Consider the following 23,620-nt stretch of genomic DNA (forward strand, 5'->3'; position numbering starts at 1 on the left):
AAATATTGAAAAAATGATGTTTACAGACTTAGGACATTTGACCTAATATAATTATTGGACACTTGACCTAAAAAGGAAAGCTATGAAACCTGACTTGTTCTCTTCCACACAAATCGGCGATCTGAAACTTCGCAATCGAATGGTAATGGCACCGTTGTCGCGCAGCCGCGCAACCCCCGAGGGCGTCCCCACCCCTCTTATGGTTGAGCACTATCGGCAGCGCGCATCAGCCGGTTTGATCATCACAGAGTCTGCACCCGTATCGCACCAAGGGGTTGGATACCCATGCACACCCGGCCTGCACACGCCCGAGCAAACCGCGGGATGGTTGCGTGTTGTGAATGCCGTCCATGCGCAAGGCGGCCGAATTTTTGCGCAGCTGCAGCATTGCGGCCGGATTTCGCACAAAAGTCACCAACCCACCGGCTGCGTGCCCGTCGCACCATCAGCCGTCTTGCCGGATGGCGTTGCGTTTACCGCGACGGGATATCAACCCTTTGAAACACCGCGGGCTTTGGAAGCCGGGGAAATAAAGGATGTTATTGCGCAGTATCGGCAAGCAGCCGAGAATTGCTTGGCGGCTGGCTTCGATGGAGTCGAGGTTCATGCCGGAAATGGCTATTTGATTGATCAATTCCTGCGCGATGGCACGAACAAACGCGAAGATGCCTATGGGGCACGCACCAAAAACAGGATGCGTTTTTTGAACGAAGTTCTTGATGCTGTGACTGACGTCTTACCGGTAGGTCGGGTTGGTGTGCGACTGTCTCCGGAAAACACCTTCAACAGCATGTCGGATTCTGATCCGCAACGGCATTTCGAGGAAATTGTCGACAATCTCTCTAGAAGAGGTCTGGGGTATCTTCACGTACTGGAAACCAGCATGGACTTTGGTGGGCATGTCGCAGGCGCATCCAGGACTATTGATTACGGCAAACTACGTAAGCTTTTCTCTGGCCCCTATATCGCCAACAACGGCTACACCAAAGAACGTGCGGAAAAGGCCATTCAGGGCGGTCACGCCGACCTGATCTCGTTCGGAGAGGCGTTCCTGTCAAACCCGGATTTGGTGCGACGCTTTAAGGAGGGGTTGCCGCTCAACACGGTTGATAAGTCGACATTCTATACGGGCGGGGCGACGGGATACACCGACTATCCACAATTTTCTGCAGATTTCACAGACGCAGCTTAGCCGTACATGGCGTGATGACTATGGCCGCTCAAAGCACCAATAATCTGAGCCGGGGCGCCGGCTCAGCATTCGGTTAAAACACACTTCCCGGAGTGAGAAATTAGTGAAAGTCCCAAGTGCCAGTGGCTTCGCGGTTCACGATGAACGCTTCAAGCGACAGACTAGCAGACCTAATTGTAAGATGACGCGCGTTGATACCTTTAGCTTTCGCGGGGATTGTTGACGGCATGGCTACTGATCCTGCGCACGCTCCATTCAACGGCATCCCGCATGGTTCTACCCAGAGCGTCGTCAAAAGCCTTGACCAGATCCGGGGTTTGGTCGCTGGCCGAAACCACATACTCCCGGAACGAGTTGGATGCGATGATCTTGTCGTCAAACTCGTCAATGATCTTGATGTTGATGCGAACTTCGACTCGAATGGTCTTGGTGCCTTCGGTCTCATTAACCACCAGCCCCTGGAATTCCCGAATATCAGGCGCGATGACGTAGTCGGGGCGCAAACCGACCGTTGACCGGCCCACGGCTGCCACCTTGCCACTGTTTTCATAACTTTCGACCAGCAACGCCTGAACGATCAGCGGTGCGCGATCCACCCAGCGGGCGCGCGGCAGATATTGCACCTGAAACGGGGTCGGCTGGATTGCGATTTGGTCCGTATTGACCGCAGCCGTCGCCGTGGGTTCCTGTACCACAATCTGCTTTTGAACACGCGGCAACGCCGAAGAAAATGTGCTTTTGGGCGTCAGCAGGTACAGGTCGTTCGGCTTGGACGCCTGCCGCAGCGTTCCCAAACCTGCGCATCCCCCCAGCGATACAAGGGCAAGGACCACAAGAAATTGCCTTATCATTGGCTAAACTCCGATGCTTGTGTCCCCAATAGAAAACGCGCGGGATCGCGTTCAACTCTGTCGACCAGGCGATCCATGTTGATGACCAGCCGCTGCGACTCTTCGATGAAACGGGTGAATTGCGGCAGGCCGACCCGCAAGAAAGTCGATAGCTGGCGTCGATTGTCCTGCACTATGCCATCTATCGTTCCCAACAATTCTGAGGCAGATTGCGAAGCGCTGAGAACATCGGCCGAGATGTCATCCAGCCGTTCGGTGACATTCTTCACGGTCGCTGACACCTCGTTGGCCGCTGTTCGTATGTCGTCCATCACGACACCAACGTCTTCATTTATGATCTTGTTGGCCGAGTCAAAGGCGCGCTCGGCGGCGCTGAGCGTGCCTTTCGTCGAGTCCATCGCAACCGTTATCGAACCGAGGGTGCTGTTTGCATTCTCGAATGTCTCGGTAATGACAGACAGCGACATCTCGGCCTCATCCGTCAGCACGTTCAGGTTTTCAGCCAGGGTTGAGGCCCGGTCGATGAACGGTTTTACATCGTCTTCTATCACCTCACCCGCGCTTTCAATGACAGTTTTCGCACTGTCCAATGCCGCTGTGGCGGAGTCAGACGCTGCTTTGACGCTTTCCAGTGTGTCGTTGCCTGTGTTTAGTGTTGTTTCAGCGGTCTGGACCAGATTATCCAACCCATCCGTGAAATCCCCGATCTTCTTGGCAGCGCCGCTTAGATCCCCGGATAGGCTCTCAAAATCAGAAAGTGTCCTGTCCAACCGCCCCGAGGCTGCGCCGAGATTGTCCAGAATGTTATTGACCCTCTGGCGGTTTTCTTCGTCGACGACGGCATTCAGGTTTTCCAGCAAGGTTACAGCCTCATCCAGCACCTTCGGCGCGCCTTCGAACAGCGACTGGATGGCGCTGCGTCTGCTTTGGATGACACTGTTCTGGGGCAGTCGTTCACCGCTGGCCGACCCGCCGGTCAATTCCACATAACTGACGCCGGTCACACCAAGGGATTGCAGCTGTGCAATCGTGTCCTCGGTCACCGGGATTTCCGCGTCAATCTCAAGCCTGACCCGCACTTTGGATGGGTCGTCATCGTCGAGGGTCAACGAAATGACTTGCCCAACCGGCAGGCCGTTAAAACTGACGCCACCGGCTGCGGAAAGCCCCGAAACGTTATCGAACAAAACGTCATAATACGCGTATTGCCGCGAGACCTCGAATTTCGCGAGCCATAGGAAAAATCCGAATGCCCCAAGGATACCCGCAAGGGTAAAAGCGCCGATCAGGATGTAATTCGCTCGGGTTTCCATGATCTCTACCTATCGTGCCCCTTCTCTTGCGCTGCGTGCGCCCGGGGGCCGGTAAAATATTCTTGCACCCAAGGATGGTCGACTTTGGTCATTTCTTCAATCCGTCCCTCAACCAGCACGCGTTTTTCTGCTAGCACCGCAACGCGGTTGCAAATGGCATACAGGCTGTCCAGATCATGTGTCACCATGAAAACCGTCAATCCCAATGCGTGCTGCAATTCACCGATCAGCTCGTCGTAGGCGGCCGCCCCGATAGGGTCCAATCCGGCGGTGGGTTCGTCCAGAAATACGATTTCGGGATCCAGCGCCAATGCGCGCGCCAGCGCAGCACGTTTGCGCATGCCACCGGACAGTTCAGATGGAAATTTCTCGCAGCTGAGTTGCGGCAGCCCCACCAGGCTGATCTTCAGGCTTCCCAAAGCCTGCATCAGCTTTTCGCTCAGCCCGGTATGTTCGCGCAACGGGGCCATGACGTTCTGCAATACGGTCAGAGAGGAAAACAGTGCCCCGTCCTGAAACGCAACGCCCCAGCGTTTTTCGATCCTGCGCCGCTCCTGTTCGGGACCGTTCAGCACATCGACACCCAACACCTCGATACTGCCAGCGGCGGGTTTGTTCAGCCCGACAATCGTGCGCAGCAAAACCGACTTACCTGTGCCCGAGCCGCCCACGATGCCGAGCACCTCGCCCCGCCAGACGTCCAGATTCAGGTTCTGGTGCACCACCTGCGACCCGAATTGGTTGGTCAGATTGCGCACACGGATCACTGCCTCGCGCTGAGTGTCAGTGTCCGAAGTCTGCTGCAGCACGGTCCCGTCCATGTCAGATATCCAACGTCGCGAAAAAGATCGAGAACAGGGCATCCAGGGCAATAACCATGAAGATCGATTGAACCACGGATGCCGTCGTCCTTTGACCAACGCTCTGAGCCGAACCTTTGACCTGCAGGGCCTGCCAACAGGCGACCACCCCGATGACGAGTGCGAAGAAAGGCGCCTTGATCATACCGATGGCGAAGTGCCAGATTCCGGTGCCTTCCTTCAAACGGGTCACAAACATGCCGGGACTGATGTCAAGGTCGATCCAACTCATCAAACCGCCACCGATCAGGGCGGCCATATCAGCAACAAAACCAAGGATCGGCAGCATGATCAGCAAGGCCACAACACGTGGAATCACCAGCACTTCGATTGGGTCCAGACCCAGCGTGCGCATGGCGTCAATCTCTTCCTGCACTTTCATCGAGCCGATGGATGCGGTGAATGCAGACCCAGAGCGGCCGGCGACAATAATGGCGGTCAGCAGAATACCTAGTTCCCGCAACACCGAGATCGAGATCAGCTCGACCACAAAAATCTCGGCTCCGAACTGTTTTAGCTGGGTCGCGCCCTGAAATGCCAGCACAACGCCGATCAGAAACCCCATCAGAGCAACAATAGGGATGGCTTTCAATCCGACCTCTTCCATCTGCGACACCAATGCCGCCTGACGCAGTCGCCATGGCATCACGATCGTGCGGGCCAACCGATGCAATGTCAGACCCAAAAAGCCCAGCATGGACAGAGTGTCCTTCCATGCTCCGGCTGTGCCTTCACCGACGGCAGCTACCCAATCGACAAAGCTGCGGGGTTGGACCTCGGTACCCTGTTCGTCCGGAATATTCTCGGCCACCGTGTCAAGAAGGGCAGATTGTGCAGGGCTTAACCCTTCAAACCGGATCTCAGCGCCCAGATTTCGTGAGCGACGCGCCAGATCGGCAATTAACCACGCGCCGCCAGTATCAAGCGCCTCGACCTTGGACAGATCAAACGTAATGTTGCCCCCTTGCGGCTGAACTGCGGCAAAGGCCTGTTCGATGGTGTCCAGCGATTGGGTCAACATCTCACCCGAAATACGCAGGCAGACGCCATCTGCGTCATTGTCCGAATGTATCATGGGTTGCGTCATGGGTGTATGTGATGTGAAACAGCGCCTTGCTGCAACGCATTTTTAGAACGTTTGAGGATTCGTCGCCGCGCATAGGCAGTGGTGTAACAATTTGTGCCCGGCCCATGCCTGTTTACACACTCATTTCGACGGGGCTGTTTTCCGAAGGGCGCAGAGTTTAGGGTCACCCAAACTCAGCACACCGAAACGCTTGTCGGGACCAAATAACGAAGACAGGGTTTGCGGCAGGAGCACAGTTTTAGAATCAGAGTTGGCAGAATGCAGAAACCGGGAAATATCCTGTTCATTATCATTGATCAGTTGAGAGCGGATTGCCTGCACGGTGCTTTGGCTGATCATGTCGATCTGCCAAACCTGCGCGCGCTTCGGGGCGAAGCCGTCAGCTTTGACCGTCACTACTCGGTCACCAACCCCTGCGGCCCGTCCCGAGCCTCGATCCTGACCGGGCAGTACGCGATGAACCATCGGTCCGTCCGCAATGGCACGCCACTGCGGCACGACACGCCCAATCTTGCAAGTGAAATGCGCAAGGCCGGGTATCTGCCCATGCTGTTCGGTTATACCGACACCTCTGCCGATCCCCGCGTGCATGATCCGAACGATCCGGTTCTGAAATCTTATGAACAACCCATGGCAGGATTCGATGAAATTCTCGAAATGCGGTTGGAGGAATCCTATCCTTGGCGGTCGCATCTGATGATGCGGGGCTACCGCTTTGACACCTATTGGGATGTGCACAAACCGACCTCTCCCAACGGAGCTACGCCGCGCCTGAATGACCCGGCCCTTTATCGGGTCGAGGACAGTGATACGGCCTTTTTGACGGACGCGTTCCTCAGCAGTATTGCAGCCTACAAAGGTCAGAACTGGTTCGCTCACCTAACTTATATCCGGCCACACCCGCCGCTTGTCGCGCCCGCGCCTTACAACGATATGTACGATCCAGCCACGCTGCCAGAACCGGCCGGGTTTCCTGATGAGGCCGAGGAACGGGCCATGCATCCCTTCTTTGGCCCGACAATAGACAGGCAAACGGCTGCGGATGTCGTCTTGGGTTTCGAAAGCGTTGATCCCAATGTTGCGAATATCCAGATTCTGCGATCCGTTTATCTGGGGCTCGCGACCGAAGTGGATCACCATATCGGGCGCATCATCCAGTTCCTCAAAGAAAGCGGTCAATACGACGATACGCTGCTGGTGGTCACGTCAGATCACGGAGAGATGCTGGGCGATCGCCACAGCTGGGGAAAAATGACGGTTTATGACGCGGCTTATCATACGCCTTTGATCATCCGGCAGCCAGGAAACGAAGCGCAGTCAGGATCGGTGGTAACTGCACCGACCGAGTCGATCGACATAACTCCGACTATTCTGGAATGGGTCGGTCAAACTGCGCCGAACGCGATGGACGGGAGGTCATTGATGCCTTTGTTACAAGGCGAGGAACCTGAAGATTGGCGCGACTATACCTTCAGTGAATTGGATTTTGCCGATCCTGAAACCCCGTCGGTGTGGCAACGGAAGCTAGGAATAGGCGACAGCGAGTCGTGCCTGGGCATTCTACGCGATGAACGCTTTACGTTGGTCGAGTTCGCCGCTGACCTACCGCCACTATTGTTCGATCATGAGGGCGAAGGGGAATTGCAGAATGTTGCGGACGACCCGGTCTATGCCGCGGACTTGGCGCGTTTAGGGCGGCAGATGCTGCGACATCGGATGCGCAACATGGATCATACGTTGTCGCTGCATTCGCTAACGCCGGACGGCGCAAAATCCAAAGCGCGTTACTAACGCAACCTGCGGTGTTCTTGCCCCCTACACCCGCGATTAATCCAATGCTACGCATAACTTGTAGGGAGGGCAAAGTTGGACATTACAGATCAACAGATAAAGTCTATGACAAGCGCGGGCCTGAACCTGATCGGACAGGCGCTGTCGATCTATGACAGTCAGCTGCGTCTGGTGGTCAGTAACCGCCGCTTTCAGGATATGTTTGATCTGCCGGATGAACTGGTTCAGCCCGGTGCATTATTCGCCGAAACGATCCGTTATCTTGCGTCACAGGGTGAATACGGCACGGATATCGACGTAGAAGAAGCCGTCAATCATCGCGTCCAGCAGGCGCTGACGTTTGAGCCGCATTACTTGGAGCGTGTCCGGGCAAATGGCTGCGTGATCTCGGTCGAAGGTGCGCCGCTACCCAAAGGTGGATGGGTGTCCGTGTATACCGATATTACAAGCACCAAAAAGGCGGAGGCACTGCTGCGCGCACGTTCAGAGGTGCTGTCAGGGCAGTTGCTTGTACGGGCCGAGGAACTTGCTGCCGCCAACCGAAAGCTTGCCGCAACAAACACAGCCCTCGAGGAAGCAAAACGCCAACTGATCGAGATCGAAGCCCGGACTCGTATGACGACCGAGATGATGCCGGCCCATATCGCCCATCTCGATACCGATGGGCGGTATGATTATTCAAACCGCCGTCTCAGCTCGGTCATGCCGGGGCGCCCGTCCGACATTCTCGGCATGCACATCTCAGAAGCACTGGGCGCTTCGGCCTTTGCCCGCGTTGAACCCCACTTGCAAAAAGCCTATGGCGGCGAAACGTCGGTGTTTGAGTTTACCGAGGATCAGGATTCGCGCCGGATCCGCGTCTCGTTTTCTCCAGACGGGGAGGGCGGCGTCTATGTTATGTCGGTCGACATTACTGAGGAAACGCAAGCACGTGTGGCCCTACAACAGACGCGGCGCCGGGCAATGGCGGCGCAAATGACCAGCGGTTTGGCGCATGATTTCTCAAACCTTCTGACTATCATTTTAGGCATGCAGTCCCGGTTGGAAAAAATGGACCTGCCCACAGAGGCGCATGAACTTGTCGCCGCAACCCAAAAAACCGCCCGACGGGGTGGACAATTGCTGAACCGGATCGCGGATATGACCGGAAACCGAACGTTTCAGCCCAAAGCAACCGATATGCGCAGCCTGTTAGAAGATTTGCGTGTTCTCGCCTCACCTTCTTTGCCGCGCGGTGTCGGCCTTTCGATGGTGAACACCCTGCCGGACGAGGCACTGCTGTTGGATCCGGGCATGGTGCAGGACGCGCTGTTGAACCTTGTTCTGAACGCACGCGATGCGTGTAGCGGGTTCGGACAAGTCACAATAAGTGCGCATAAGATTGGTGACATCTGGATAGAAATCTCGGTCTCGGACACGGGGCCGGGGTTTTCGAAGGAAGGGTTGGAAAAAGCGCTGAACCCATTTTTTACGACCAAGGGCAGCAAGGGATCGGGGCTGGGTCTGCCGATGGTATACGACACTGTAAAGCTGGCGGGCGGCGACCTGAGTCTGCGTAACACACCCTCGGGTGCGATGGTATCGATGCGTTTGCCTTATCGCCCCGCTCCGCCAATTCAGGACGGGCTGGTTCTGCTGGTCGAAGATAATGACGATCTGCGCGGGCAGTTCCGTGATATGCTTGTGGAACTGGGGTTTTCGGTGATCGAGGCCACATCCGTCGACGAAGCACTGGCCCTGACGTCCGATATACAGGATATCGCCTTGGTATTGTCGGACATTCGGCTGGAAGGGCAAGGAACCGGCGTTGAGTTGTTGGCGCAGCTTAAGCCGGGCTTGCCGTGTATTTTAATGACGTCTTTGCCGTTTTCTGACCCGTTGCACCAGCAGGCGCTGACTCTGGCCCCGGTCCTGAATAAACCGTTCACCCCAGCGCAGCTGTCTGCACTCATCCGTACCGAGGCTTCCTGATGACGCAACCGTTGATCACAATTGTCGATGACGAACCAGAAATCCGTCGTGTTCTGACCGATGCTTTGGAAGAGGCAGGATTTCGTACCCAAAGCTTTGCGCGGGCAAGAGAGTTTGAAGCAGCACTCAAACGTGTGACGCCGGATGTGTGCCTAGTCGACTTGTCTTTGCCCGATACGGATGGGCTGGCGCTTGTGCACCGGCTGGCATTGGAACGAGGGGCCGCAGTGATCATCATCTCTGGCCGGGCACAAGTGCAAGACCGCGTAACAGGACTAGAGCTTGGAGCAGATGACTATATCACCAAACCGTTTGACCCGGCTGAGGTCGTGGCCCGTATCCGTGCCAGGCTGAGATCACCGCGAATGCAAAACTCACACTCGGACGTGGCCTGCTTCAATGGTTGGACCGCGCATTTCGATCGCTACGTTCTAATCGATGGCGACGGAAAGGAAACACCGTTTAGCCATGCCGAAGGTGAAGTTCTGCGGCTGTTCCTGGACAGTCCCAAACGTCTGATCAGCCGGGCACAAATGCAAGAAGCGCTGGGGGGCGCTGCAGGAGACAGCTTTGATCGGGCCATGGACGTTCGCATATCTCGGTTGCGGACCAAACTGGGGGAAAATCCGAAGAATCCGCGCCTGATCAAAACGATCTATGGGGCCGGATATATTTTCCTGGGGGATGTTGAATGGCGATAAAGCGCCTATAAACTCTTGCATGTCAGCTGAACATAGAAGCCGAAAAGATGAGTTTTATATTAAAAGACAATATATTAGTGTGAAACAGGATAAAGCCGCCCATACCGGATGTTTGCGGAGATACAGCACAGAGACTATCTGGGTTCGGGCTATGGATTCTTGGCGCGCTGGGGCGTAACAAGCGGCAACTTGTCCATCCGCCGCAGGTTGGTAACGGAATAAGACCATTACTGTGCTTGGGAAAAAGCGTTCAAAAGGTTTTGGAGAATAAAATGATCAAAAAAACCTGGGCCAAATGGCAATCAGGCCATATTGGACGCCTGCTGGGGGAAAGCTTCCGCAATCAGGGTTGGCTGTACGGGATCGCGATGGTGGCCATGGTTGTGGTTGCCGCAACCACAGCTGGCACCGCATGGATGATGGAAAACATTGTCAATGCGATGACCGAGCCCGAGATGCAGGCTCAGGTTTTTTTGATTGCAGCAGCCGTGCTTGCTTTGTTTTTGGGCAAGGCCGCCGCATCATACGTTCAGGCTATTTTCCTGGCGCGGGCCGGTAACCGGATAATTGCCGTTCAGCAAGAACGCCTGTATGCGAAACTGATCAAACGCGGTGTCGGCTTTTTCTCAAAGAACGAGTCGTCCAGCCTTTTGATGCGCGTCACCCAAGGTGCGCAGGCAGCGCGACGGTTGGTCGATGTGATCGTCACTAGCTTTGTGCGCGATTTGCTGACATTGATCGGCCTGGTTTTTGTAATGATCTATCAGCAACCGCTGCTTTCGGTGCTGTTTTTCATTGTAGGTCCAGTGGCATTGATCAGCGTACGTTTCCTGCTCAAACAGGTTCGGTCGATCATGAAGTCAGAGATGAAGTCACTGTCCGAGATCTACAAGGTCCTGCAAGAAACCTCAGGGGGCATCACGATCATCAAGGTCTTTTCTTTGGAAGATCACATGGCCGGACGCATGAACGACGCTGTCCGTTCAGTTGAAAAGCGGGCAAATTCGATTGCGAAACTCCAATCAATCGCAAGCCCGCTGATGGAATTCCTCGCGGGTCTTGCGATTGCCGCCATTCTAATAATCAGCACAATTGGCTTCGCAGGCAGCGAACCTACGACCGCTGGCCAGTTGATGTCCTTTATCACCGCGCTCTTGATGGCGTATGAACCAGCAAAACGTCTTTCCAAGATGCGCGTTGTCATAGAAACGACTTTGGTTCCCATCGGCATGATGTTTTCATTGCTAGACGAAGAAGAACCGATGCGCGAAAGTCCCGACGCGAAGCCTCTGGCTCCTGGTCCCGGGGAAATCCGCCTTCGGGATCTGAACTTTGGATATGTTGGAAAACCCAACGTCATCTCGGACATGAACCTCACGTTTGAAGCCGGAAAAACGACGGCGCTGGTCGGTCAATCCGGTGGCGGCAAATCGACAATCTTCGGTCTGATCATGCGGTTTTATGATCCAGATAGCGGGGCGGTGGAAATAGACGGTCAGGACTTGCAAGGCGCAAGTTTTGAATCTCTACGCCGAAAAATCTCGTATGTCGGGCAAGAGACGTTCCTGTTCTCTGCCTCGATCATGGAAAACCTAAGATTTGCGCGCCCAGATGCGACGGACGACGAAGTGGTAGAAGCAGCACGCGCGGCCCATGCGCATGAATTCATCCAAAAGATGGAACATGGCTACGACACGCAGGTCGGTGAAAACGGCGCATTCTTGTCTGGCGGACAAAAACAGCGGCTCGCCATTGCCCGCGCGATCTTGCGTAAATCCGAAATACTGTTGCTGGACGAAGCAACCAGTGCACTTGATGCTGAGTCCGAAACGCTTGTCAAAACCGCGCTCGACAAGCTCACAGAGAATGTAACGACGATTGTTATCGCTCATCGACTGTCTACAGTGCTTGAAGCGGACAAGATCGTTGTCATTCAGGATGGTGCCGTGATTGAAGAGGGCAATCTGGACAGCCTGATAGAGAAAGATGGGGTTTTCAGGCAGTTGTTCGACAAACAGTTCAGGCAACCGGCATCCTGAGGATACAATTGTTTACAGGGCAACAGCCCGTATGGTTACCTCTTTATACAGTGGCCGAGCGGGTTTCTTCTATTCACGAAGAGCTCTGTCTTTGATTTTTACAACCGGTTGAACCAAGTATTCCATTACCGTTTTTCGACCCGCCAGAATGTCGACTTCTGCAATCATGCCGGGAATTATTTCTACGGCTAGGCCATCAGCGTCTGACATCGAATTACTGGTCTCAATCTCAACAACAAAAACCTCTTCGTCATTGCGTTCTGACCGTGTGATTGTATCGGCGCCTATACGTGTGATCTGACCATCCAGTGCTCCGTAGCGAGAGAAGTCATAGGCGGTTACTTTGACCTTGACGGACTGCCCAGCATGTAGAAAAGCAATGTCGTCCGGCCGCACATAGGCTTCGACAAGCAGCTTGTCGTTCAAAGGAACAATTTCCAAAAGCTCTTCGCCGCTGCGCGCCAACCCTCCAATCGTGCTGCGATGAATGCGGTTTACAATGCCCCGAACCGGTGATCTTACCTGCGCCCGGTTGGCCCGATCGCGCAGGGCTGGCAATGCTGGCTGTAAAGCCGCAAGTTCCGTGGTTGCCATAGCCAGATCGGTCAAGGCCGCACTTCGGAAGCGGCTACGCGCGGCGCGGATGCGGTCATCAATTTCCTCTAGCCCGGTTTTCAGCCTGTTGGTCACGGCGATAGCTCGGGTCCGGTGACCCTCCCATTCGGCCTCACCGCGGCGTAGGGTCAGAAGCGTCGTGGCGGGTTCCATGCGCTTTTGGACTAAGGGCTCCATCATAGCGCGTTCTTCGGCCAACAACTTGAGCGTTTGGTCAGCGGTCACACGGCCCACGATGCCTTCTTCGTATTCCTGCTGCCTTTGCTGCCGTTGTCGTTCAAGAATGGCAATTTCCGCCCGCAACTCGGCCTGTCGCCCCTGATACAATGCGGTTTCTGATCGAACCACTTCAGGGGCGCCTTGGATCAGAGCCGCTGAAAATCTCAGGTCAGTGCCATCAATCTCGGCCTGTAAGCGTTGAGTACGCGCCATCAGGCCAAAAGCGCGTTGCTGCTCCTGACCCAGTTGGCTGTCGATTTGCGTCGTTTCGAACTCCATCAGCAACGCGCCTTTTTCAACTACTTGTCCCTCGCGTATCTTTAAAGACTGCAGAACGCCGGGCTCCGTGGCCTCAATCACCTGAATATCTGCCGAGGGTACTATTCTTCCGTCAACGCGAGTCACGTTGTCCAACTCAGTCAGATGCGCCCAGAGCCCCATTGCCCCCAGGCAAGAAGTGATGACCAACAAAAGCAAGGATCCACGTATGGGTGAGCGACCGCGCATTTCACGGGCGAGCGTGGCAAGGTCAGGATGCCGCGACATTCAGGTGCCTCCGTGATTTGCGGACATGTTGGGCAAGCATGCTTTTCGGTCCATCGGCGCTGATACGTCCGTTCTCAACCACAATTACCCGGTCGACGAGTTCCAACAGGCTGGTGCGGTGTGTCACTATTACCATTGTGGTGTTTTGCGTCGCTTGTTTCAGGCGTCGGATCACGTTTGCTTCGGTTTTTACATCCATCGCGCTGGTCGGTTCATCAAGTAGCAAGACCCGTGGACGTCCGACTAACGCCCTCGCCAATGCAATGGCTTGTCGCTGGCCACCTGAAAGACCTTCACCCCGCTCGGTTACCTTCAGGTCATATCCGCTTGAGGTACCGGCAAGAAAATCTTCAACACCGGCCACCTTGGCCGCGTTGATCAGGTCCTGATCCCGTGGCCTGACGGCACCGCTTTTTATGTTTTCACGCACCGTGCCGGAAAACAACCAAATGTCCTGTAGCACCGAGCCGATATTTCGACGCAAATCACCAGGGTCAATCTGGCGGATATTGACTCCGTCCAACATGACAGACCCTGCATCAGCCTCGTACAACCCAAGCAACAGGCGACCAATGGTGCTTTTTCCGGATCCGATTGGTCCCAAGATCGCGACTTTCTCACCCGGTTCAATCGAGAATGAAACGCCGGCCAAGGTGTCTTGGTCCTGATCCGGATAAGCAAAATGCACATCGTTAAAGGTGATACGGCCGTCGCAACTGTCCCGACGTACCCAATTGCGCCCTTGCGGTCTTTCGCTTTCGGCCCGCATCAATGCATTAAGGCTACGGTAGGCACTTCGCGCCTGATTGACGCGTGTCAGGGTCTGGGCCAGTTGGCCCAACGGAGCCAAGGCACGCCCAGTCAACATGACAGAAGCAACCAACGCCCCCATGCTGGCCTGACCGTCGGTTACTAGAAATACGCCGTAGAAGACAATCAACACCTGCGCAGCCTGTTGGGTAAAGCCTGTGAAATTTAATGCAAACTGGGTCACCGTCCGGCTGCGAATGCCGTGCGAAGATTGGCGTTCTATCGCGTCTTCCCAGCGTGTTCGCATTTGCCTGGCCGCTGCGGTGGTTTTGATCGTCTCAAGCCCTGACACGGTTTCAACCAGAACAGATTGCTTGGATTGGCCGTCCGAGAAACTCTTTTCCGCAAGACGCGACAAGAAAGGCTGTATCGCGACACCGGTCAGCAGGACAATCGGAACTGCAAGGGCTGGGATAAGCGCCAGTGGCCCGCCAACCACGTAAATGACAAAAATGAACAGGCCGATAAATGGTAGATCAACTAAAGCAACGAGTGTTGCCGAAGTGAAGAATTCTCGCAGCGTTTCGAACTCACGCACAGTACTTGCCATAGCACCGGTCGATCCTGTTCGGGACTTCATGCGAATGTTCAAAACTTGGTCAAAAACGCGCCGACCCATCAATAAGTCGGCCTTTTGTCCGGCGCGATCGATAAACCCCGCCCGCAGGAGTTTCAAAATAAAATCAAACCCAAGCGCGAGGCCGACCCCGGCCGTCAGGGCGATAAGGGATTCGGTTGCTTCGTTTGGTAACACCCGGTCATAAACAACCATGATAAAGATCGAGGTCGACAGTCCCAGCAAGTTGGCAAGCGCGGCAGCCAGACCCACTTGTGTATAGGACCATTGATTTGCTGCCATTGCCGACCAGAACCAGTGACCGGAAACAGGGGCGTCGTCAGTTGCCACGTCTTCGCGATGATTGCGGCGAAATAAAATTGCGTATCCGGTGTATATGCGGCTAAGCTTTTCTTCGGAAACTTCGCCGATCCCATCACCAAGGTCCGGATCAAATACCAGTAGCCGCCCACCCCGCGTACGACCATGGTAGACGATGGCCTTTTCATTTTCCAAAAGTAATAACGCAGGTGCCAAATTCGCACTGAAATCCCGCAACCTGTGCCTGCCATATCCGGCCTGCAAACCTGCTCTCTCAGAAACCTCAATGGCATCGCGTAGAGTAAGCTCTCCTTCCGGGCCAGATTGCGCTGCATGCAAAGTCGCAAGTGTCATCGGGCGGTCAAGTTGGGCCGCGACATGCAAAAGGCAGACTTCCAGAGATGAAAGCGCAGAGCCCCGGGACGTGGGCATTCGTTCGGTCATTGGCCTTCCTCAAGACTTTGGAGTGTTGAAACGCCCAACAGATCCAGAATGTCGCCCGTCAAGCTCAGTGCAGCGTAATTGGTGAGAAAAAAGCTTTGCTCGGCCAGGATCAGTCTTTCTTGCGCGTTTACATAATCTCTTTGGGCATCGAGAATCTCGATTAGACTACGGCGTCCAATCGTGAATTGAGCCCGTGCCGCAGCCACGCTGTCGGCGTTGGCTTGAACAGCAACCCGAGCGGCCTGTAAACGAACTGCGCCAGCTTGTTGGTCCGACCGAACGAATTCCAATTCGCGGCGGATATCCCGAATGACCGCAGCACGGGCGAATTCAGCCTCTTTGACCTGCGCTTCGGCCGCAGCGATGGTGGCGCGACGTTGGCCTGTGCTGTCAATTTCGTAGTTTAACGCGAGATCGACACCGAAATTTGCATCATGATTGTTGTCCCTATCGGCGAAGGCGGCAACCTGAACTTCTGGCTGACGTCGCGCAAGAGCGGCTGCTTGCGCCGCTTTCGCAGATAGCAACGCTGCGTCCGCGCGCCGAACCTGTGGGCTGTCCATAACAATCTGTGCATCGGTTCTGAGCAACGTGGGTGCTGCGACAGGCGGTGGCAACACCACGGGTGCTTTACCAAAAAGCTCACGAAACTGGGCATCCGCACGATCCAGACGCGCCCGGGCATCCGCCAACCGCGTCCGCGCGTCCGCCATACGTGACCGGGCCGTCAAGATATCCGCATTAGAGCCGACACCCTGTTGGGTCCGCTCCGCAATCTGCCGCACCAGTTCTTCGTGAACGGTGACATTTTGCGCAGAAATTTCCAGAATCTTGCGCCTGTCCAGAACCACGATATACGCTTCGATTGCCGAAAGCGCGAGCGCTGCAGCGGTTTGAAGTTGATCGCCCCGGCTTTGCAGGACACCTGCTTTCGCCGCAGCCAGATCATTTGATGCAGCACCGCCATCATAGACAAGCTGCGAAATACGCAGGTACGGAGTAACGTCGGCCGTATTCGTTTCGCTACGCTCGGACCTGGTGTTTATACCGACGGAGAATTGCGGCAGAAAAGCGCCTTTCGCGGCGTCTTCATTGGCTGCAGCTACCTCAAGTCGCGTGGCACTCTGTGCCAATTCCGGGCTTGATTCAACAGCGGCCCGAACTTGCTGTCCAAATGCACTTTGCGCAAGCTGAGGTGAGGGAGCACTTGCCCCGACGCCGACGGAACCGCGAGACAGCGACACTTCGACTCCGGTGAGGTCGGGCGCTGATGTGCACGCTGAGCAAAGTGCGGCGGAACAGAATAAAAGTGCAAATCCTGCATTGCATCTGCGTATTGGCATAGGTGCTTCACACCCCATTGGTTTCAGAAAAATCGTCAGGCTGCGCATTGGCTATGGCATGGAGGAAACTGGAAATTTCTAAATTTTTAGTATACTCGTCTTGCTTTTTTTGCTCCGATAGCTGCCGCTGAGCGCCTGCAATCCACCTATAATGGGAGAGCGAAACCTGGTGCGCGTGGATCAATTGCAACGCGCCGGAATCGACAAGCCGAATTTTTTCAGCTGGTGACAAAGCGCTTAATCGCTGCGACGACACTGCAAACGTTCCGGGGGCCAAGTCGACCCCGTCATACGCCGCAAGTGGTTCGAACAGCCCAAGATCGTCCATGATTTGACATAGGGCTTGAGTTGCCTCTCGCGCAGCAGCACGACTTCTCAGAAATGCTTGAACTTCTTGCAAGGCAGATGACAAGGCACCGGTCTCGTCAAAGAACCGTTCGTCGTCTGGATCGTTGCTGATCAGATCCGATGCTTCATCTACACATAACTGGAACAGCGGTTTACTGTCTGGTGAAGCTCGCCCAGTCGGCTCCGCCCGAAAAGGATAGCAGCGCAAATCGGATGGTATATAGGTTGCCATCCATCGCCCAGACTGTGATACGAACGGGTTCGACTTTTCTGCGAAAACCGAAAATATCACCTGGGTTTCAAAGCCCACAAGGCCCCTTTTGAATACAACTGGAAAAGCCGAAGCTGCTTGCAAAGCTTCTTGGTGGACTATTGTGCATTCAGCGCGGTCTACTGCGAATTCGTACGAGGTGTAGCGCCTCCAGTATTTGCGTCTATGTCGGGCGAAAGAAACTGGAACGTGGCCATTCTGCGCCATGTTGATCCCTTTACAGTGATTGGCTACCGGTCTGGTTGAGCGGTAGCCAATTCAAATAGTTATACTGTAGCGCCGGTGGGGTCTGTATGCAGGATGTTGTCCGCGCTCAGACCACTCAGGTCATCAAGCCCACTGAAATGCGCAATCGTTTCAATCGATGCAGAATCTGCCGTGGTGTAGTCGACTTTGAACAGGGCACTATCCGACCCGTCTGTCGCCATCACGTAGATCTCATCGCCAGCCTGAATCCCAGCGAAGCTTTCTACAGCAGTCTCGATCGTGCTTTCGGACAGATCATCCAAGACCGTTGTCAGGCCAATAAACCCTGTATCTGCGCCAACTACATCACCATCAGCCAGATTTTCAAAGTTCATTCCATTGCCACGCAAGTCCGCTGCGTTCAGCCCACTAAAAATCAGCGCATCTGTCACATCACTTGCGTCGCCGATTGTGAACCCGGTGATGGTGTCGACTCCATTTGCAGCCGGGTCAGCCTCGAATACAACGATGTCGCGTCCGACGCCCGAGACATCAATCATGTCATCCCCATCCTGTCCGCGAACGAGTGTGTCGATCTCGGATGCAATCAGTGTGTCGTCTCCGCTTGTACCAATCTGGAAGACGGATGGCCCGCCTTCTGGTGTGGCAATCGACAGCTCAATTGGTTGGCTGGGGTCGACTACAGTCATTTCGAACGTCACCAAAGGCTGACTAAGATCAGTGAAACTCGTTGCAGCGGCCCCGAAGCTGACCATCGAGCCACCGATGGGGTTGGATGTGAACAAGTCGAAGGACGCATTTCCAATGTCCGATCCGCTGTTAAAGCTGACAACGGATGGGTCAAAGCCCAGGTCCGCCGTGAAGTCTAAGCCTGTCGATACGTCCCGGTCAGCATCAGCGTAGATTGCGAATGTCAGTGTATTTCCGCTCATCCCCGTCTGCGCAATCACATAGGCCGCCGGTTCATGGGCTATGTTTTGATCTGACACTTGCAAGGGGTTCGGGCCGCCGGACACTGTGGCGTTCACGTAAAAGTCTAAGTAATCGCCGGCATTAATACCGGCAAACTCTGTATCTGGGACTGCCAGAGACCACGTTCCATCGGCACCAACATTCGCTTGGCCGACCGAGTTTCCGTTTAGCGCGATATCCACGGCCTGGCCTGCACTTAACCCGACCGAGCTACCAGAAACCACAACACCGGTAGCCTGTGCATCGATCAGCGAGATTGCATCGTTTGTACCAACGGAGTTCATTGTCAGGATGGGACGAAAATCCGCGGTGAGAGCAGTCACGGCTTGGGCAGCGGGGTTACCGGCTGCGTCAGTTACGTCAGCCGAGATCTGATAACTTGTACTGTCTGAGAGCGCGATCAGATCGGCGGACGGAACAATAGTAGACCAAGCCCCACCAGAAGCAGTTCCGGTATAGCTTTGCCCGTTCATTGTAACAGTAACAGTTTGCCCGTCTTCCGCGCTGGTTGTCCCCGTGATCACGAGATCACTTGCTTGTTCGACCAAGTCCAGCTCTGATCCTACGGGTAGGGGGTCGATCGATACGTTTGGCGGTGAAAAATCCGTGCTGAAGCTCGCAGTGCCGACCGCGCTGTTGCCTGCCGCATCGGACACCGAAGCCTCGACACGATAGGCAACGCCATCCTGCAACGCGCTAAGATCTGCGGCAGCGGCGGTAAAGCTCCAACCGCCACCGCTGACTGTTCCCGTACCGCTGACATCAACTGTCCCGTCGGGGCGGGTGATTTCGACTGTGATGACAGTGCCGTCCGGCGCGTCGGACGTACCAGTGACGGTCAGGTCTGTCCCTTGTTGCGCAGCATTCATGACAGCGCCATCCGGCACGCTCGTGATGCTGACCGACGGCGCTGTGAAGTCGGTGTCAAAGTCACCTGTGACCTGAACTGCAGGATTTCCTGCCGCATCTGACACGTCTGCCGTGACTGAAACGGTCGCCTCATCAGGTAAAGCAGCCAGATCAACCGCGGGAACGGTGATCGACCAAGCCCCCCCGGCTACTATGCCTGTATAGGTTTCACCAATCACCGAAACCGTCACCGTTTGCCCGTCCTCCGCCGTAGTCGACCCTGAGATCGTCAGGTCCGTGCCCTGTTCGGCCGCGTTCAGAACCGCGCCACCTGAGAATGTATCGATCGAGAGGGCCGGGGCGGTGATATCTTTGGAAATAGGGACACTTGCTTGAGGCGCCATTAGCCCGTCGGAGTCAGAGACATCTGCTGTAATTGAAAAGCTTCCGCCGTCCGAGAGCGCCAGCAGATCTATGGTCGGGACATTCACGCTCCAGCTGCCGCTTGAGACTGTGCCGGTATAGGCTTTGCCGTCCAGGGTAACAGTCACTTGCTGTCCGTCTCCTACTTTGTCGGTGGTTCCTGAGATTGTCAGATCCGATCCAATCTCGACAGCATTCAGAACTTCGCCGACAGACAGGGGGGAGATCGCGACGGACGGTCCCGTCAGGTCCACCGGCACCGAGGCTGAAACAGGAACTGATATGTTGCCGGCCGCATCGCTTACCGAAACACTGATCGCCGCAGGGACACCGGTTGACAACCCTCCAAGATCGGCGGCTGGGATTGTTACGCTCCAGGCACCGCCAGATGCCATCGCGGAATAACTTTGCCCGTCGAAGATAACCGTCACTGGCTGACCGTCAACCGCATTGGTCGATCCGGTAAGGATCAGGTCGCTGCTAACGTCGATCAGTTCAATGGACCCGCCCGCAACCGGGTCGAGTGAGATGGTGGGGGCGGTGAAATCTGTATCAAAGCTGCCATTGGCCTGCATTGCGGGGTTGCCGGCTTGATCCTCGACGTCAGCAGTGATAGCAACGGTTGCGCCGTCTGACAGGCCAGCCAGATCGGCGGCGGGAACGGTCACGCTCCACGCTCCTCCGGAAACAGTGCCAGAATAGGTCTGCCCATTGATCGTAACCGTAACGGTCTGTCCGTCTTCGGCATCTGTTGTGCCGGTTACCGCCAGGTCGGTAGACTGCTCTGAGGCGTTCATCACCGGGCCGTCGGAAAACCCGGCTATGGTCAGGATCGGAGGGATCGTATCCACGTCGAATGTAAACATCTCAGACGACAGTTCTGTGCCCTCCGCATCGAGATTGCGAACCGTTACGTCATTAACGCCCTGCGGCAGGCTAGCGGCTTCGGATGGACTAAGCGAAATGGTCCACATGCCGTCACTATCAGGCGTCACGGTCTTGGTAACTGTGCCAATGGTGATTTCGACAGTGTCGGTATCTGCTGGCGCAATTAAGCTCGTGCTGGCGCTGCTTAGAGTATTGCTTTGCGCGCCTGCAAGGTTGAGAACCGGATAGGTCGGCGCGGCGACCGGATCATCGCTCCCACCTCCACCGCCACCACCTGCGGCAGCCGCTGCAGCGCCGGCAAAGCCAAGACCGCCCAGAGCCACCGTTGCAGCACTGACACCACCTGTAGCAGCGGCAACGGCACCACCAGCTTCCGCCAGGCTCAACTGCGCGATCTCTGAGACTGCCCCTTCGGCAATCATGATTGCGCCGCTGTCCAGCACTTGCACATTTTCGGCAGCAACGACCATCTTGCGTCCGTCTGTCAGCTTCAACAGGACATCGCCATTTTCCAACAGCTTGACCGACCGCACACCCGGAATGGTCTCAGCAAACTGAAATGCGTACAGTTCTTCAATCGTGGCCTGTGCCAATGCCGGCAGCGCGAGGATGGTCGAACCAAGCCCACCTGCAATGCTCCGCCCAGCCCATCGACGCATCTTACCGTCGATCCACCGGCGGATTTTTTGCTTACCCTCGAAATCAGACTGAACGTCGTTCGGGATTATCTGGGAATGTGGTTCTTTGGTCATCTTGCCCTCACATGTGGTGTCCGCATCTGCTGGATGGAGTCTGGATTTTTCATCTGTCCTTGCCTTTGCAGGCTCATGCGGTCGGAGTAGAAAATTTGAAACAAACTGAAGCCGAACTTCTCGTTTTTTCCACAATCCAGCTTTGGTTTCGCGCTGCGCATCAGATCATCCTTGAGTCGGTATCAGGTGTGGTGTGGAGAAATTGGACATGATGCTTCAGTTCGAAGGTGTGGTTGCAACGGGGAGCGCAGCGCTCGATTCAGGTATCGGTGATACGGCTTTAAAAACGTTTAATAACGAAACGTACCTGTATGGGGTGACCGGCCCGGGGGGCGGTGTGGCGGTTTGGAAACTGGTCGAAGGTGCTCTGCCGCAGCTGCAGGATACTGAGTTTTTCAGCGGCACGATCACGTTTCAAGTTGGTGACATTGGTGTGCCTGTCTCATTGGCGGGGCGTGATCTGCTTGCACTGGATATACGCTTGGCGACCGGGTTGGTCGGGTATGAAATAAAACCTGACGGAACTTTGGGTGCCTTGTCAGAAATTGATTCGTTGCCCGGCGGTGGAGATATCGCGGCCGTTGCTCAGTTCGGAGACGTGCTGACCGTTGCACATGAGAAAACAGGGCAGGTCGCAACATATACAATTGGCGCCGACAGCAGTTTGACCCTGGCAGCATCTGTAACGGCAACGGCGGATTCAGTGCAGGTGCTTGGGGCAGGGGCGGATCACTTTGTGGTCGCCGCAGATGGCGTTAGTAACGTGATCAATACGTTCAGTGTTGATCAGACGGCCGGGGCCATGACAGTGGTGGACAACAGCGAAGCCCTCTCGACCTTGGGGATTGCAACGCCCACGGCGGTCGAAGTGGTTCAGGCCTACGACCGGTCATGGGTCGTGGTGGCGGGGGCGGGTAGCAACTCCCTAAGCGTAATGGAGCTTCGCGGTGACGGGCGTCTGATTCCTACGGACCACGTACTGGACTCGCTGCATACACGTTTTAAGTCAGTGCAGGACCTTGCGGTCGTCGAAGCAGACGGACATGTGTTTGTCGTCGCCGGTGGCGGAGATGACGGCGTATCCCTGTTTACAATGACGCCTGCAGGCCAGCTTGTGCATTTGCACAGTTTCGAAGACACGGTGCATAGCGGACTGCAAAATGTCGAGACGCTGAGCGTCGCCCGAGTTGGAAACGAACTGCAGATTCTTGCAAGTTCTCAGCAAGATGCAGGGCTGACGCAGCTTAGCGTTTCGGTCGAAGACCTTGGTGTCATCCGCGAAGGGTTTGGCACGATAACCGGTACGACACAAAACGATATGCTAAGCGGCAGTTTCCTCGACACCACCCTTATTGGTGGCGCAGGAGATGACATTCTGATCGCTGGCGTTGGTGCAACCACCATGAACGGGGGTGCTGGCGCGGACATTTTCGTAATGAAATATGGAAGCGATCCAACAACGATCAACGGGTTTGAAGCTGGCGTCGACCGGTTGGATATGTTCGACTATCCGCTGCTGCGCACACCGGGTCAATTGTCGTTCACGGCCACGACCACGGGTGCACGGATCGAGTTCTTCGACGACGTTATCATACTCAATTCATCTTCCGGCCGCCCGTTGACCAGCGCCGAAGTATTTGGTGCCGGGTTCGGAGGGCCGGATCACGTCCCTGTCGACTTCGGAGATTTTGGCGGGTTGGACCCTGGCAGTTCGAACGGGGTGCTCGGTGACGTGACGATCAACTCTGAGACCGGAAACACCGGGTTGTCAGACGCTGAGATCAGGTTCACCCCAGATGGTGGCGGCACGATCAGCGTTCGGGCTGACGAAGATGGCCGGTTTGATCTTGGCCTGCCCTCAGGGATATTCGAGGGCGAGTTGGATATCGTCAAAACCTACTCAACAGCCAGTTCGAAAATCACGGCGTTGGATGCACTGCAGGTTCTGCGAATCTCGGTCGGACTGGACCCGACCTGGGGGCCAGCGACGCCCGAAAATCTGATTGCAGCTGACATAACGCAGGACGGTAGGGTCACAGCCCTGGATGCCCTGGTGATTCTACAGACCGTTGTTCAACTGCCGACGGCATATGATGCGAAATGGGTGTTTCTGGACGATGATAAGGACCTGTCTGGCATAACCTCGAGAAACGTGCGCTATGAAACCGGAACTGATGTCACCGTTATGGACAATATCCTGACCACGGACATGACCTCAATCTTACTCGGGAATCTGGAACCCGGCTGAAGC

Annotated in this window: 16 protein-coding genes; 6 read left to right on the forward strand and 10 right to left on the reverse strand. The window is 55.3% G+C overall.

From position 1 onward, the window contains the following. The first annotated feature begins 82 nt into the window (after nt 1-82). Nucleotides 83-1,192, forward strand: coding sequence for an alkene reductase (locus ACXAET_RS16835; RefSeq protein WP_475187707.1), 1,110 nt, complete (start codon nt 83-85; stop codon nt 1,190-1,192). A 200-nt stretch (nt 1,193-1,392) separates the two neighbouring features. On the opposite strand, the gene ACXAET_RS16840 is transcribed toward ACXAET_RS16835, so the two are convergent. Genes ACXAET_RS16840 through ACXAET_RS16855 form a run of 4 tightly spaced genes read right to left on the reverse strand, consistent with a single transcriptional unit; the run spans nt 1,393 to nt 5,291 of the window. Next, nucleotides 1,393-2,043, reverse strand: coding sequence for an ABC-type transport auxiliary lipoprotein family protein (locus ACXAET_RS16840; protein ID WP_475187710.1), 651 nt, complete (start codon nt 2,041-2,043; stop codon nt 1,393-1,395). Further along, nucleotides 2,040-3,356 carry an MlaD family protein gene (locus tag ACXAET_RS16845; protein ID WP_475187713.1) on the reverse strand — a complete coding sequence of 439 codons (1,317 nt, stop codon included), beginning with the start codon at nt 3,354-3,356 and terminating at the stop codon, nt 2,040-2,042. Before ACXAET_RS16845 ends, ACXAET_RS16840 begins: the two co-directional genes overlap by 4 nt. A 5-nt stretch (nt 3,357-3,361) precedes the next feature. Continuing rightward, nucleotides 3,362-4,177: an ABC transporter ATP-binding protein gene (locus ACXAET_RS16850; protein ID WP_475187717.1), complete on the reverse strand. Its 816-nt coding sequence runs from the start codon at nt 4,175-4,177 to the stop codon at nt 3,362-3,364. Nucleotide 4,178: 1 nt separating this feature from the next. After that, nucleotides 4,179-5,291 carry an MlaE family lipid ABC transporter permease subunit gene (locus ACXAET_RS16855; protein WP_475187718.1) on the reverse strand — a complete coding sequence of 371 codons (1,113 nt, stop codon included), beginning with the start codon at nt 5,289-5,291 and terminating at the stop codon, nt 4,179-4,181. 270 nt (nt 5,292-5,561) lie between these two features. Between ACXAET_RS16855 and ACXAET_RS16860 the strand changes: the two genes are divergently transcribed. From ACXAET_RS16860 to ACXAET_RS16875, 4 genes are all read left to right on the forward strand, one after another. Continuing rightward, on the forward strand, nt 5,562-7,094 hold the full coding sequence (locus ACXAET_RS16860; RefSeq protein ID WP_475187719.1) for an alkaline phosphatase family protein: 1,533 nt from the start codon (nt 5,562-5,564) through the stop codon (nt 7,092-7,094). A 105-nt stretch (nt 7,095-7,199) separates the two neighbouring features. After that, nucleotides 7,200-9,065: a PAS-domain containing protein gene (locus ACXAET_RS16865; RefSeq protein WP_475187721.1), complete on the forward strand. Its 1,866-nt coding sequence runs from the start codon at nt 7,200-7,202 to the stop codon at nt 9,063-9,065. Further along, nucleotides 9,065-9,766 carry a response regulator transcription factor gene (locus tag ACXAET_RS16870; RefSeq protein WP_475187724.1) on the forward strand — a complete coding sequence of 234 codons (702 nt, stop codon included), beginning with the start codon at nt 9,065-9,067 and terminating at the stop codon, nt 9,764-9,766. Before ACXAET_RS16865 ends, ACXAET_RS16870 begins: the two co-directional genes overlap by 1 nt. Before the next feature lie 272 nt (nt 9,767-10,038). Beyond that, on the forward strand, nt 10,039-11,805 hold the full coding sequence (locus ACXAET_RS16875) for an ABC transporter ATP-binding protein (protein WP_475187728.1): 1,767 nt from the start codon (nt 10,039-10,041) through the stop codon (nt 11,803-11,805). Between the two features lie 69 nt (nt 11,806-11,874). On the opposite strand, the gene ACXAET_RS16880 is transcribed toward ACXAET_RS16875, so the two are convergent. The 6 genes from ACXAET_RS16880 to ACXAET_RS16905 form a co-directional block, all read right to left on the reverse strand. After that, entirely contained in the window at nt 11,875-13,185 is a 1,311-nt protein-coding gene (locus tag ACXAET_RS16880; RefSeq protein ID WP_475187733.1) for an HlyD family type I secretion periplasmic adaptor subunit, read from the reverse strand. Further along, complete coding sequence (locus tag ACXAET_RS16885; protein WP_475187734.1) at nt 13,169-15,316, reverse strand: type I secretion system permease/ATPase; 2,148 nt, start codon at nt 15,314-15,316, stop codon at nt 13,169-13,171. The genes ACXAET_RS16880 and ACXAET_RS16885 overlap by 17 nt, the downstream gene beginning before the upstream one ends. Beyond that, nucleotides 15,313-16,560: a TolC family protein gene (locus ACXAET_RS16890; RefSeq protein ID WP_475187736.1), complete on the reverse strand. Its 1,248-nt coding sequence runs from the start codon at nt 16,558-16,560 to the stop codon at nt 15,313-15,315. The genes ACXAET_RS16885 and ACXAET_RS16890 overlap by 4 nt, the downstream gene beginning before the upstream one ends. Nucleotides 16,561-16,666: 106 nt before the next feature. Next, nucleotides 16,667-17,485 (reverse strand): SapC family protein, encoded by an 819-nt coding sequence (locus ACXAET_RS16895; protein ID WP_475187738.1) that lies wholly within the window; start codon nt 17,483-17,485, stop codon nt 16,667-16,669. 59 nt (nt 17,486-17,544) lie between these two features. Continuing rightward, nucleotides 17,545-21,369 carry an Ig-like domain-containing protein gene (locus tag ACXAET_RS16900; protein WP_475187740.1) on the reverse strand — a complete coding sequence of 1,275 codons (3,825 nt, stop codon included), beginning with the start codon at nt 21,367-21,369 and terminating at the stop codon, nt 17,545-17,547. Continuing rightward, nucleotides 21,366-21,530, reverse strand: a complete 165-nt coding sequence (locus ACXAET_RS16905; protein WP_475187742.1) for a hypothetical protein — start codon at nt 21,528-21,530, stop codon at nt 21,366-21,368. The genes ACXAET_RS16900 and ACXAET_RS16905 overlap by 4 nt, the downstream gene beginning before the upstream one ends. Nucleotides 21,531-21,577: 47 nt before the next feature. Here ACXAET_RS16905 and ACXAET_RS16910 point away from each other — a divergent pair, with 47 nt between their 5' ends. After that, nucleotides 21,578-23,617: a dockerin type I domain-containing protein gene (locus ACXAET_RS16910; RefSeq protein ID WP_475187744.1), complete on the forward strand. Its 2,040-nt coding sequence runs from the start codon at nt 21,578-21,580 to the stop codon at nt 23,615-23,617. The last annotated feature ends 3 nt before the right edge of the window (nt 23,618-23,620 follow it).

This window comes from Ruegeria sp. AWH4_226 (genome assembly GCF_056159225.1).

Coding starts and splice junctions, on each gene's coding strand:
- ACXAET_RS16835 (WP_475187707.1), top strand. CDS start 83: ATGAAACCTGACTTGTTCTCTTCCACACAAATCGGCGATCTGAAACTT.
- ACXAET_RS16840 (WP_475187710.1), bottom strand. CDS start 2,043: ATGATAAGGCAATTTCTTGTGGTCCTTGCCCTTGTATCGCTGGGGGGA.
- ACXAET_RS16845 (WP_475187713.1), bottom strand. CDS start 3,356: ATGGAAACCCGAGCGAATTACATCCTGATCGGCGCTTTTACCCTTGCG.
- ACXAET_RS16850 (WP_475187717.1), bottom strand. CDS start 4,177: ATGGACGGGACCGTGCTGCAGCAGACTTCGGACACTGACACTCAGCGC.
- ACXAET_RS16855 (WP_475187718.1), bottom strand. CDS start 5,291: ATGATACATTCGGACAATGACGCAGATGGCGTCTGCCTGCGTATTTCG.
- ACXAET_RS16860 (WP_475187719.1), top strand. CDS start 5,562: ATGCAGAAACCGGGAAATATCCTGTTCATTATCATTGATCAGTTGAGA.
- ACXAET_RS16865 (WP_475187721.1), top strand. CDS start 7,200: ATGACAAGCGCGGGCCTGAACCTGATCGGACAGGCGCTGTCGATCTAT.
- ACXAET_RS16870 (WP_475187724.1), top strand. CDS start 9,065: ATGACGCAACCGTTGATCACAATTGTCGATGACGAACCAGAAATCCGT.
- ACXAET_RS16875 (WP_475187728.1), top strand. CDS start 10,039: ATGATCAAAAAAACCTGGGCCAAATGGCAATCAGGCCATATTGGACGC.
- ACXAET_RS16880 (WP_475187733.1), bottom strand. CDS start 13,185: ATGTCGCGGCATCCTGACCTTGCCACGCTCGCCCGTGAAATGCGCGGT.
- ACXAET_RS16885 (WP_475187734.1), bottom strand. CDS start 15,316: ATGACCGAACGAATGCCCACGTCCCGGGGCTCTGCGCTTTCATCTCTG.
- ACXAET_RS16895 (WP_475187738.1), bottom strand. CDS start 17,485: ATGGCGCAGAATGGCCACGTTCCAGTTTCTTTCGCCCGACATAGACGC.
- ACXAET_RS16900 (WP_475187740.1), bottom strand. CDS start 21,369: ATGACCAAAGAACCACATTCCCAGATAATCCCGAACGACGTTCAGTCT.
- ACXAET_RS16905 (WP_475187742.1), bottom strand. CDS start 21,530: ATGCGCAGCGCGAAACCAAAGCTGGATTGTGGAAAAAACGAGAAGTTC.
- ACXAET_RS16910 (WP_475187744.1), top strand. CDS start 21,578: ATGATGCTTCAGTTCGAAGGTGTGGTTGCAACGGGGAGCGCAGCGCTC.